The 13,045-nt window shown below is 39.0% G+C and carries 11 protein-coding genes; 5 read left to right on the top strand and 6 right to left on the bottom strand.

The genetic code is table 11. From position 1 onward, the window contains the following. The first annotated feature begins 228 nt into the window (after positions 1-228). From ED622_RS16185 to lipA, 4 genes are all read left to right on the top strand, one after another. Positions 229-1,404, top strand: a complete 1,176-nt coding sequence (locus tag ED622_RS16185; protein WP_122035777.1) for a serine hydrolase — start codon at positions 229-231, stop codon at positions 1,402-1,404. Between the two features lie 118 nt (positions 1,405-1,522). Then, on the top strand, positions 1,523-1,792 hold the full coding sequence (gene ybeD / locus ED622_RS16190) for a DUF493 family protein YbeD (RefSeq protein ID WP_060993532.1): 270 nt from the start codon (positions 1,523-1,525) through the stop codon (positions 1,790-1,792). Between the two features lie 137 nt (positions 1,793-1,929). Further along, positions 1,930-2,607, top strand: a complete 678-nt coding sequence (lipB, locus tag ED622_RS16195; protein ID WP_122035779.1) for a lipoyl(octanoyl) transferase LipB — start codon at positions 1,930-1,932, stop codon at positions 2,605-2,607. Beyond that, positions 2,600-3,565: a lipoyl synthase gene (gene lipA, locus ED622_RS16200; RefSeq protein ID WP_122035781.1), complete on the top strand. Its 966-nt coding sequence runs from the start codon at positions 2,600-2,602 to the stop codon at positions 3,563-3,565. The genes lipB and lipA overlap by 8 nt, the downstream gene beginning before the upstream one ends. Positions 3,566-3,647: 82 nt before the next feature. On the opposite strand, the gene ED622_RS16205 is transcribed toward lipA, so the two are convergent. The 5 genes from ED622_RS16205 to ED622_RS16225 all read right to left on the bottom strand — a co-directional run bounded on the left by ED622_RS16205 (position 3,648) and on the right by ED622_RS16225 (position 9,372). After that, positions 3,648-4,904, bottom strand: coding sequence for a glutamate-5-semialdehyde dehydrogenase (locus tag ED622_RS16205; protein ID WP_162922539.1), 1,257 nt, complete (start codon positions 4,902-4,904; stop codon positions 3,648-3,650). A 15-nt stretch (positions 4,905-4,919) separates the two neighbouring features. Beyond that, positions 4,920-6,029, bottom strand: coding sequence for a glutamate 5-kinase (gene proB / locus ED622_RS16210; protein WP_122035783.1), 1,110 nt, complete (start codon positions 6,027-6,029; stop codon positions 4,920-4,922). 166 nt (positions 6,030-6,195) lie between these two features. Further along, positions 6,196-7,440, bottom strand: coding sequence for an esterase FrsA (frsA, locus tag ED622_RS16215; protein ID WP_122035785.1), 1,245 nt, complete (start codon positions 7,438-7,440; stop codon positions 6,196-6,198). A 143-nt stretch (positions 7,441-7,583) separates the two neighbouring features. Next, on the bottom strand, positions 7,584-8,042 hold the full coding sequence (gene gpt / locus ED622_RS16220; RefSeq protein ID WP_045101484.1) for a xanthine phosphoribosyltransferase: 459 nt from the start codon (positions 8,040-8,042) through the stop codon (positions 7,584-7,586). A 37-nt stretch (positions 8,043-8,079) separates the two neighbouring features. Continuing rightward, positions 8,080-9,372, bottom strand: coding sequence for an NCS2 family permease (locus tag ED622_RS16225; RefSeq protein WP_122035787.1), 1,293 nt, complete (start codon positions 9,370-9,372; stop codon positions 8,080-8,082). An 826-nt stretch (positions 9,373-10,198) separates the two neighbouring features. On the opposite strand from ED622_RS16225, the gene ED622_RS16230 reads away from it, so the two are divergent. After that, entirely contained in the window at positions 10,199-11,653 is a 1,455-nt protein-coding gene (locus tag ED622_RS16230) for an aminoacyl-histidine dipeptidase (protein WP_122035789.1), read from the top strand. Positions 11,654-11,760: 107 nt separating this feature from the next. Here ED622_RS16230 and alr read toward each other — a convergent pair whose 3' ends face one another. Continuing rightward, positions 11,761-12,972: an alanine racemase gene (gene alr, locus ED622_RS16235; RefSeq protein ID WP_122035791.1), complete on the bottom strand. Its 1,212-nt coding sequence runs from the start codon at positions 12,970-12,972 to the stop codon at positions 11,761-11,763. Positions 12,973-13,045 lie beyond the last annotated feature (73 nt).

The raw sequence follows: 13,045 nt of genomic DNA on the forward strand, positions 1-13,045 counted from the left end.
TAACTAGATATCAGCACTCACTTATAAGACAAACATTAGTTGAACTAATTGAAAATATGATTGTCTTTACATAACAATAAGATAGCCATAATAACAATTCTCATGTTATGAATTATTATTAGCTATCTTTTCATAAGAAATCAGTTATTTAATTACACATCTGGTCATGATATCCAAATCTGCTATTATGTACGCAGTTCACTACCTCAAAGTGCAAAAGTTATTATTATGAAGAAATCAGCAAAACAGTTAAAACGAATTATTTTATCGAGCTTCATTCTTGGCTCTACTGTTGCAGTAGCTGCCCCAGCAGTTATCCCTAACGCACCTCAAATTGCGGCAAAGGGCTACGTGCTAATGGACTATCATTCAGGCAAAGTTCTTGCTGAAAAAGACATGAACGTCCGAATGAACCCTGCAAGTTTAACTAAAATGATGACAAGCTATGTTATTGGTCAAGAAATCGAAAGTGGCAATATTTCGATGGATGACGATGTTGTTATCAGTAAAAATGCATGGGCTAAAAACTTCCCTGGTTCATCTAAGATGTTCATCGAAGTTGGTAGTACAATTAAAGTACGCGACTTAAACCAAGGCATTATTGTTCAATCTGGCAATGATGCTTGTGTTGCAATGGCTGAACACGTTGCTGGCTCTGAAGATGCATTTGTCGATCTAATGAATGCATGGGGTAGAACTCTAAAGCTTGAAAATACTCATTTTGGCAATGTTCACGGCCTAGATAGCGATGATTTATACTCTACGCCTTATGATATGGCATTAATCGGACAAGCTTTAATCCGTGACGTTCCAGAAGAATACCGCGTATATGCTCAAAAATCATATACTTACAACGGTATCACTCAATATAACCGTAATGGTTTATTGTGGGATAAAAGCATGAATGTTGATGGTATTAAAACGGGTCATACTGATGGTGCCGGTTACAACTTAGTAAGTTCTGCAACTGAAGGTAAAATGCGTTTAGTTGCTGTAGTTATGGGCACTAAATCTGGTAATGCACGTAAAGCTGAAAGTAAAAAATTACTTAACTACGGCTTCCGATTCTTCGAAACAGTTTCTCCACACAAAGCAAACGAAACCTTCGTAACTGAAAAAGTATGGATGGGTAGCACTGATGAAGTTGCTCTAGGCGTTGCTGAAGATACTTATGTTACTCTTCCTCGTGGTCAAGCTAAGAAGATGACAGCAAGTTTTGTTCTAGAAAAAACACTTGAAGCGCCGATCTATAAAGGTGATGTTGTTGGTAAGCTTTTCTACCAAGTCGACGGTGAAGACATTGCTGAATACCCACTGCTTGCACTAAATGATGTTGAAGAAGGTGGCATTTTCAGTCGTCTAATCGATTACATCGTATTAATGTTTAAAGGTTGGTTAAGCTAATAGCTAACGAGTTAAAAAAGGTGGCTTCGGTCACCTTTTTTTATTTCCCTTGTTATCTGACTTAGGTCACAGTAAAATTCCCTTCTTACTATTTATCCACTCTCGATTGGAGACGGTTATGCAAGAGCAACCAAAGCTAAAAGATCTTCTAGAATTCCCATGTAAATTTACTTATAAAGCCGTTGGCCTTGCTCACGAAGACCTTCCAGTACTTGTACTTGAAGTAATTCAACGTCATGCTCCTGGTGATTACACTCCACAAGTAAAAGCGAGTGGCAAAGGTAACTACAACTCTGTATCTGTAAGTATTACAGCTACATCGATTGAACAAGTAGAAACGCTATATAAAGAACTAGCAGAAATCGAAATGGTTCGCATGGTTTTATAATCAGATATTGAGTGCTATTTAGAGATAAATAGTACTCAGCTTCTAAAACTTTTGATATACCCCTACATTTCTTATCTATTCCTTCCTTTCTATCCTTGCTATCATTACCGCAAATTTTCAAATCAAGTGTGATCCTATTGAACAAGCGTCTCGTTGTTAAAAACCTTGGCCGACAAGATTATGAGCCGGTATGGAAAGCAATGCATACTTTTACTGATGAGCGTGATGAAAATACATGCGATGAAGTATGGTTGGTAGAACATAACCCTGTATTTACTCAAGGACAGGCAGGTAAAGAAGAACACGTTCTTGCTGCTGGTGATATCCCTATAGTAAAAAGTGATCGCGGTGGGCAAGTTACCTACCATGGACCAGGTCAACTAGTTGCTTATGTGTTAATCAACTTACGCCGTAAGAATACGGGCGTTCGTGAATTAGTCACTCACATTGAAAATACAGTGGTTAATACTTTACATCAATTTGGTATTGAATCAGCGGCACGACCTGATGCTCCGGGTGTGTATGTCAATAATAAGAAAATCTGCTCTCTTGGTTTACGTATCCGAAAAGGATGCTCATTCCACGGACTAGCACTAAATGTAAATATGGATCTATCTCCTTTTCTTCGTATTAACCCTTGCGGTTATGCTGGGATGGAAATGATACAACTGCACGATTTAGTCAAAGAAAACGATAACGTAGAGAACAAAGCAGAACACGTTGAAGATGTTCATTCTCTACTCATTAAAGAATTAACAACATTACTTGATTACACTGATATCGAGTACATAATGGAAAGCAGCGATCATGAGTAAGCCAATTCAAATGGAAAAAGGCGTGAAATACCGCGATGCCGATAAAATGGCTCTAATTCCAGTTAAAAATATGCCAACAGAAAAAAAAGAAGTATTACGTAAGCCTGAGTGGATGAAAATAAAACTTCCATCAAGCAGTAAGCGTATTGATGAAATCAAATCAGCACTACGTAAAAACAAGCTTAACTCTGTATGTGAAGAAGCCTCTTGCCCGAACTTAGCAGAATGTTTTAATCACGGTACTGCTACCTTTATGATCTTAGGTGCCATTTGTACTCGTCGTTGCCCTTTCTGTGACGTTGCTCATGGCCGTCCTGTTACTCCTGAATCTGAAGAGCCGAAAAAACTGGCAAAAACGATTCAAGATATGAAACTAAAATACGTCGTGATCACCTCTGTCGATCGTGATGATTTACGTGATGGTGGCGCACAACACTTTGCTGATTGTAACCGCGAAATTCGTGAATTAAATCCAGACATCCGTATTGAAACACTAGTACCTGATTTCCGTGGTCGTATGGATCGTGCGTTAGACGCTATGCATGGCAATCCACCGGATGTATTTAACCATAACTTAGAGACAGCTCCTCGCCTCTACCGTAAGGTTCGTCCTGGCGCTAACTACCAATGGTCTCTGGACTTATTAAAGAAATTTAAAGAACAGCACCCTACTGTACCAACTAAGTCTGGTGTAATGATGGGGTTAGGTGAAACTAAAGAAGAGATCGTTCAAGTATTAAAAGACTTGCGTGCTCACGGTGTGACAATGCTGACTCTAGGTCAATATTTAGCTCCAAGTCGCCATCACCTTCCTGTTGAACGTTACGTTCCACCTGCTGAGTTTGATGAGCTAAAAGAGATTGCACTTGAGCTTGGGTTTACTCATGCGGCTTGTGGTCCATTTGTTCGTTCTTCTTACCATGCCGATCTTCAAGCGAAAGGCGAAGAAGTTAAATAGTTCAGGATTCAAGAAATGAAAAAAGGTTGACGTTTTGGCGTCAACCTTTTTATTTATTTGCTATAAGCTAACTTAAGAATGATTAACTACGGATTAGATAATCTGCTTTACCTACCCATTTATAACTTGTTAGCTCTTCTAAGCCCATTGGACCGCGAGCATGAAGCTTTTGAGTAGACACCGCAACTTCTGCGCCTAAACCAAACTGAGCGCCATCCGTAAAGCGAGTTGAAGCATTCACATAGACAGCAGCCGATCCCGCCGTATTAATGAACTTCTCAGCAGATTCAATATTATTCGTTAAGATCGTATCAGAATGGCTCGCGTTGTGTTTTTGCATATGAGCCGCTGCTTCGTTTACATCAGCAACGACTTTTACACCTAATGTGTAACTTAGCCATTCAGTGTCAAAATCGCCCTCTTGAGCTTCACGTAGCGATACACCTTCAAACTCTTTTAATAGTGCATAAGCTTTAGGCTCAGCAACTAATTCAACACGGCCTGCCATGTTATCAGCAAGTAATGCTAAGAATTGTGGAGCTACTGCTTCATGAACAAGTAACGTATCTAACGCATTACATGCTGATGGACGTTGTGCTTTTGAATTATCTACAACCGCTAATGCTCTTTCTAAGTCAGCACTATCATCAACGAACGCATGGCTAATACCAAAGCCACCAATGATGACTGGAATGGAGCTGTTTTCTTTACACATTTTATGTAAACCAGCACCACCACGTGGAATGATCATATCGACATAATCATCAAGAGTAAGCAGTTGAGAAACTAACTCACGATCAGGCTTTTCGATATATTGCACAGACGCCGCTGGTAATCCTGCTTTTTCAAGCGCAACTTGAATAACCTTAACCAACTCCATGTTAGAGAAGAAGGTTTCTTTACCACCACGTAAAATGCTCGCATTGCCTGTTTTTAAACATAATGAAGCAATATCAATAGTCACGTTTGGACGAGCTTCGTAAATAACGCCAATCACACCAATTGGCACGCGACGACGAGATAAAGACATCCCATTTTCTAATACTTTACTATCGATTTCACTACCAACAGGATCATTTAAATTAATCACATTACGAACATCATTAGCAATGCCAACTAAACGCTCTTCTGTCAGTAATAATCTGTCTTGCATCGCTGCTGAAATACCCGCTTCTACTGCGGCTTTAATATCTTTTGCATTTGCAGCAAGAATCGCTTCTTTATTTGCTTCAAGCTCGTCAGCAATAATAGCAAGCGCTCTGTTCTTTTGTGCTGTTGGAGCAACAGCCAAGTCAAATGCAGCGGCTTTTGCTGCCTGACCCATAGTTGTTAAATTCACAATATATCCTTATTACTAAATCAGTACTAAATCATCACGATGGATAGCTACAGGCCCATATTCGTAGCCCAATACTGCGTAAATATCCAGACTGTGCTTACCTAAAATCTTACTTAAATCTTCACTTGAATAGCGTGAAATACCACGAGCAATCAATTCGCCGTTTGTATTTACAATCTTAGCAACACCACCACGAACAAAATGACCCGCAACTTCAGTAATACCCTTACTTAATAAGCTACTGCCTTTTTGTTGAACGGCGTTAACAGCACCATCATCAATCACAATATGACCGTTAGACGCAGGCCCAGCTAAAATCCAACGCTTACGACTTTCAAGTGCACATTCAACAGGTAAGAACTTCGTTCCTTGTGGTTTTGAATGTATAACATCACTGATCACATTTTCTGCACTACCCGCTGCTATCACAACTTCGATACCTGCACGGCGAGCAATATCTGCCGCTTGCAGTTTCGTTGCCATACCACCAGTACCTAGCGTCGTTCCGCTACCACCGGCAATTTTTCGTAATGTTTCATCAATCGTATGAACTTCTTTGATCAACTCAGCTTTAGGATCTTTTCGTGGATCCGCCGTAAATAGTCCCGACTGATCGGTCAATAATAACAGCTTATCTGCTCCAGCAAGAATTCCGACTAATGCTGATAAATTATCATTATCGCCCACTTTAATTTCATTAGTTGCTACCGCATCATTCTCATTAACAATAGGCACAATGTTATTTTTGAGCAAAGCCGTTAGCATATCTCGCGCATTTAAGTAGCGTTCACGATCGTCTAAATCTGCGCGTGTCAGTAACATTTGCCCGACATCAACACCATAGATACCAAATAAACTCTGCCATGCTTGAATTAAGCAACTTTGACCAACAGCAGCCAGTAACTGCTTATTGGCCATGGTTTTGGGTAGTTCGGGGTAGTTAAGATGTTCACGACCAGCAGCAATCGCTCCAGATGTAACAACAATAACTTGGTGACCTAACTTTTTCAGATGCACACACTGGCGAACAAGTTCAACCATATGGGCTCTATCAAGTTTTAATGTGCCACCGGTGAGTACACTTGTACCAAGTTTAACGACTATGGTTTGAGATTGTGTATTCAATTCCCTACTACCTATTTATTAACTAATAATGTTTTAAATTACGATTTTTGTTCATCGTAATAATAATGGAAAAACTGCCCTATTTTTAGCAAGCAAATCAGAACAGTACAAGCTTAAAATAGCATTTAATAACATTTCACTTTAATAAGATGAATTTAAAGTCAGATTATTGCTTCATCTCCTCTTTTATCCACTCAATCATCTGATTTAACGCCTCTTCATAGCCACTATGCAAGGTCTTACTTTGTAGCTCAATGCCTTTACCATATTGACTAAATAAAGCGGCCAATTTGTTATCTGATTTAGGAGATACAGGATCCCCTTTTAAACCTATGGAAAGAATAGATACTGATGTTTTTCGTCCTCCAGAAAGAAAGCCTTGGTTCTTCAAAGACCATGCTTGCATCTGGCTAGTGAGACTATTGATATCAACGACTTTCTTTGCCAGTCGAGACGCTAATACATCTAAATACATCTTCGGCATTTTTTTCAATAGTCTAGAGTCTGACAATATATTATGGATAGGAGCACCCAATGCCACACACGCTTTTAATCTGCTTGGTTCTAAAAACGAGAGACGTAACGCGGCGTTACCACCGAAACGAAAACCCATCACAGCGGTATGAAAACGGTCAACCCATGGAATATTTGGTAAATGGTTCAATACGGCTTGATGTAAACAACTAGAGTCTTCCGTTAATGGCCAATGAGAACTGTGGCCAATTGATGGCATATCAAGAGTCAACATCGCCATATTATTTGGTGCAAGAAAATCACGATAAAGTCGCCACATATCGGTTTGTAATGAATCCATTCCACCACTGACAATGACAACTGGTAACGGCTTTTCTGTATTTGGTAAATGCAAATAACAAGTAATTTTCTTTCCTTCATAAGGCACTTGGATCTTCTCTATTCGATGAGAAGTTTCTTTCGCTGCCATATCATAAGCTTGATTTGCAAGAACCTGTGCTTGAGTCGCTAGGTTATCCCCTTTAATGTGTGGGTAGCCAGCAATACTAAAATATAAACTTGCTTTAAATAAAGACTCAGCAGCTTCATCGCCCTCTAATTCTGATGCTTTTTTTTGGTGATCCATTCCTGCATGGATCCACTCATAGGCCCAGTTTCCAGAGTGATAGCCACTGACGGTATCGAGCCATTCATCACGAGTACGATTTTTATCACTGTTGGCGATACGAGCAAGAACTGATTCTAATTCGATTGGTTCGACACCTTGCCAAATCCATTGAGGACGGCGAAGTTCACGATACCAACGTCGATCATCATCATTGGAAGACATTTGCTCCACACTACTTGGAAGATAAGGAACAAGACCTGACGTCTCTAGGGCTTGCTTTTGATTTTTAAATAATTTAACAGAGAGGTTTTCACTTTCAGGTTGAGTCATTCCAAACACCAGTAATACAAAGGTTGATGGCTATTACTATATACTGAAAGACAAATAAGAAATACGCAGAGCGCAATAAAATCAAATTCAAGGCAAAAAAAATGACCCTACTAAGAGAGTCATTTTTATCAATTTGATTTGAATTATTTTTTACAAATAGGATCTACGTATGTTACCGCCATATCCCATGGTTGTTCAATCCATGTATCTTGTGGGATATCAACAACATAAGCATCAACTAAATGAATGCCTGCTGGTTTAGCACATACTGTCACTAATTTACCTTTAGGGTACATTTCACGTAGTTTAACCGCTGTATCACCGCTATCAACAAGGTCATCAATGATGATAAAACCTTCACCATCACCTTCCATTGCTTTAACAACCGTCATATCACGCTGGTGATCATGATCGTAGCTTGAAATACAAACTGTATCAACATAACGAATATTCAACTCACGAGCTAAAATCGCAGCAGGCACTAAACCGCCACGGCTCACAGCCAAAATACCTTTCCATTGCTCGGCAGGAAGTAACTGTTCAGCAAGCTGACGAGTATACATCTGCATGTTATCCCAAGTGATTACAAATTTGTTAGCCATAATAGACAAAACCTCTAAAAAGCATAGCCGGTAGCGACTACGCCGTAAAAATAAATTTCAGCGTGAATAGTGCAGCAAGAACCCAAACACTGATATGAACATCACGACCTTTACCACTTAGCAACTTAATCGCAGCATAAGAGATAAAGCCTAGCGAAATTCCATCAGCAATAGAGAAGGTTAAAGGCATAAGTAAGCATACCACAACAACAGGGGCTGCTTCAGTAAGATCTCGCCAATCAATGCTCACAAGACCAGACATCATTAGAATTGCAACATAGAACAGTGCGCCAGCGGTTGCATAAGCAGGGACCATTCCTGCAAGTGGTGCAAAAAATAGAGCTAAAAGAAATAGGATACCAACTACAACTGCTGTTAAACCAGTACGGCCACCAGCTGCAACACCAGCAACACTTTCAATGTATGACGTAGTATTTGATGTACCTAATAAAGCACCTACTGACGTTGCCGTTGAGTCCGCTAATAATGCTTTATTTAGACGAGGGATATTACCGTCTTTATCCATAATTCCTGCTTTTTGAGAAACACCGACTAAAGTTCCTGCGGTATCAAACAAATCAACAAATAAGAAAGCAAACACAACCGTTAACATGCTCAATTCAAACGCACTAGAAAAGTCTAATTGTAAAAAAGTAGGTGCGATGCTTGGTGGCATTGACATAATACCGGCATATTGAACATCACCAAAAAGTAATGAAATAGCGGTTACTGCTAAGATAGCAATCATAACAGCTGCTTTATAGCCACGATGAACCAGTGCAATAGTCAAAAAGAAAGCTAAAGCGCCCATTGCTGCTGGAAAACTATTAATACTACCCATTGAAACTAATGTTGCAGGGTTATCAATCACGATACCTGAATTCTTCAATGCAATAAAAGCAAGAAATAAACCAATACCCGCAGAGATACCCGTTCGTAAAGAAAGAGGGATAGAGTTAATTATTAATTCTCTAATTTTAAAAAGACTTAATAGTATAAATAAGACACCAGACATAAATACAGCAGCTAGTGCAACCTGCCATGTATGGCCCATACCTAAAACAACGGTATAGGTGAAGAAGGCATTTAACCCCATACCAGGTGCTTGAGCTATTGGAAAGTTAGCAACAAACCCCATAATGAAACAACCAATTGCAGCAGCAATACAGGTTGCAACAAATACAGCGCCTTTATCCATTCCCGCATCAGCTAGAATTGCGGGATTAACGAAAATGACATAAGCCATGGTTAAAAAGGTAGTTAATCCTGCAATAACCTCAGTACGAAAATCCGTACCGTTTTCTTTTAGTTGAAACAGTTTCTCAAGCATTGGGGGTGTCCTAGTCTATTTTATGCAATTTAAACGTTTGCGTAATCGATTGGCTGAGGATTATAAAGAGGAATTATATGAATTTCTAGCGATAGTTACCCTTTTAATGAGTTAATGATAAATAAAGTGAAAGCACTATTTAGAATTAATACTACTAAATAATGTAAATCAACAAGTTATGAGAAATTAAAGAAATGGAATGTGGTGCGGTAATAATTTAAAAGCAAAAAAAACGCCACCCAAAAAATTTGGCTGGCGGAGAATTAAGTCACCCAAGATGGGTTTAATTGAATTCCAATTATAGGGGTATTACTTTACTGTATAAAACCGAGGTTTTATTAGTAACCAAAGCAAGCTGGGTATACGAATTGACTTGTATAAACAGAGCGTTGGTTCCAGAAACTTGAAGAGCTTAAAAAAGACATAACATCACCTTATCAATTGACAGTTAAAAACAAAATAATTGATCTCGGTTCCTTGGAGGCGATAAATCGGACTCATCCTTTGAGCATTTACATCTGCTGTATCAGCAGAGAAGACAACTATATCACTATGGAATAAAATTACAACAAAAACATGACCCAGCTCACAAAAAATATCAATTACCGCCCACTAAACCATCATATTGTGTAGTTTTATTACGTAACCGTTTGCTATTTAAAAATTTAAACTATTTACCTTTAAGTTCATAAAATCAGTATATGGATTTACGATATCAAACAGAGTAATTCGCTAGATTCATAGGTATACTTGTTTTAATTAATACCCAATAACTCAAATAAATAGAGCATTCCTAAATAAATAATGTTCTCAAAAGGAGATTCTTGTGTCTGAGATCAGTCAACTTACCCCTCAACCTCTTTGGCAGTTTTTCGATAAAATTTGCTCTATCCCTCACCCTTCTAAACATGAAGAAGCATTAGCTCAATACATCATTGAATGGGCAACAAGTGAAGGACTAGATGTTCGCCGTGATCCAACCGGCAATGTATTCATTAAAAAGCCAGCAACCGCAGGCATGGAAGATCGTAAAGGGGTTGTTCTTCAAGCTCATATCGACATGGTTCCACAAAAGAATGAAGACACTGATCATGACTTCACAAAAGATCCTATTCAGCCTTACATTGATGGCGAGTGGGTAACAGCGAAAGGAACGACACTTGGCGCTGATAACGGCATGGGCATGGCTTCTTGTCTAACTGTATTAGCTTCAAATGAGATCAAGCATGGTCCTCTTGAAGTTTTACTTACGATCGATGAAGAAGCTGGCATGACGGGTGCTTTCGGTTTAGAAGCGGGTTGGTTAGAAGGTGATATCCTTTTAAATACAGATTCTGAACAAGAAGGCGAGATCTATATGGGTTGTGCTGGTGGTGCTGATGGTGCTATCAAACTGAATATCGAACGTGAAGCACTACCAACAGGTTATGTGACTCGTCAAATTACATTGAAAGGCCTAAAAGGCGGCCACTCTGGTTGTGATATTCACACTGGTCGTGGTAACGCAAACAAACTCTTAGGACGCTTCCTTGCTGGTCACGCTGCTGAGCTTGATTTACGTCTTGTTGAGTTCCGTGGTGGTAGTTTACGTAACGCGATTCCACGTGAAGCATTTGCAACCGTTGCCGTTCCTGCTGAGAACGAAGCAAAACTTGCCGAGCTATTCACGTTTTATACTGATTTACTAAAAGCGGAACTAGGCCGAGTAGAAACAGGTATCGTAACCTTTAATGAAGCGGTTTCTGCAGATAAAAGTCTAACTTCATCGACTCAAGCACGCTTTATTGCAACATTGAATGCGTGTCCAAACGGTGTGATCCGTATGAGTGATGATATTGAAGGCGTGGTTGAAACATCTTTGAACGTTGGTGTTATTACGACAGATGAAGATTCTATTACTATTCTTTGTCTTATCCGTTCATTAATGGACTCGGGTCGTAGTATGGTTGAAGGTATGCTTTCTTCTGTTGCTGAATTAGCAGGCGCACAAGTCACCTTCTCTGGTACTTACCCTGGCTGGAAGCCTGATGCTGATTCTGAAATCATGCATGTTTTCCGTGATGTTTATGAAGGTATCTACGGAAATAAACCAAATATTATGGTTATTCACGCAGGTCTTGAGTGTGGTCTATTTAAGAAGCCTTATCCAGAAATGGATATGATTTCATTCGGTCCAACAATCAAATTCCCTCACTCTCCAGATGAGAAAGTGAAAATTGATACGGTTGCTCTTTATTGGGAGCAAATGGTAGCTATCTTAGAGAACATTCCTAAGAAATAATCCATTACTTGTTAATAAAAAACGGTCAGCATATGCTGACCGTTTTTATTTATATTAATACAATTAATGAACCAATTTAATTAATTAGCTAATTACTGGGATTGGTATTAAAAATAAACTTTTGGATTAGTTGCGCCCCAGATAACGTATAGTTCAGGCATACTGCGACTGCTAAATGCTTCCATTTCTTTAGTTTCAATCGTCTCTTCATTTTGAGAACCAAAAAGAACCACTTCATCACCCGGTTGAACATCTGCAATATCGGTAACATCAACCATGGTGGTATTCATAGACGTCACACCCACTACATTTGCTTTCTGACCATTAATTAATACATAGCCGTTATTACCAATTGAGCGTACATAACCATCAGAATAACCTAATGGTAAATTGGCTAGAATTGAATCTCGGCCTAGTACGTAAGTGCTGCTGTAGCCAATAGTGCTGCCTTTTGGTAAGTAATTTAAAGAGGCAACAGAGGTTTTAAAGCGAACGATACGTTTGTATTCAGGGTTACTTGGCATATCACCATACAGTAGGCCACCAGGGCGAACCATATCTAAATGAGCTTCTGGTAGATTAATGGTGGTGTAAGAGTTAGCAACATGAAGAGTAATATTTTCACGATTTAGCTGAGCTTCATCAATCAGCCATTGGCTTTCTTGTTTGAATAAGTTTAGCTTTGTGCGGATCTCTTCAACTGATTCATTAGGAAAATGCGTCATGATCCCAACGATATTAACATGACCATTAAAGGCAATATTTAGCGCCTCTTTTTTACCTTGCAACTGAGTTAAATCTAACCCATTACGTCCCATGCCACCTGCATTAATTGCTAAGTGAACAGGAATGATCGTATTATTTTTTTTAGCTAACTTTGCAATGGTATTAGCTTGTTCACTTGAACCAATTAACTCTTCAATTTGGTACTCTAAACCTGATTGAATTTCATTAGGTGTTGCTGCACGTACACGCATGATTTCGCCTTCGAAACCTTTAGCTCGAACAATACGCGCTTCTTCATTACTCGTAATACCAATGCACTCGACATTACGATCAATCACTGAAGCCATTAAGCCTTCAATCCCATTACCATAAGCATCTGCTTTCATGATTGCACATACTTTTGTGTTTTCTGATAATGTTTGTTTTAAGGTATCGATATTATGTTGAAAAGCTTTAGTATCAATTTCTAACCATGCATTGGTTTGTTGAATTTTCTCTTGATTTGTCAAAGTATCTAAAGAAAGTAGAGGCGCAGAAATAGCCACTGAAGGGAAAACTAAACTTAACGCCAACGCACATTTTGTAAATTTCATAAACAACCGTTTTTATATAATTATTATCTTATAAATTTTGAAATAGAATTATATAGTGCTGATTTTATAAGCT

Source organism: Aliivibrio sp. EL58, assembly GCF_900312675.1.
GTDB lineage: Bacteria > Pseudomonadota > Gammaproteobacteria > Enterobacterales > Vibrionaceae > Aliivibrio.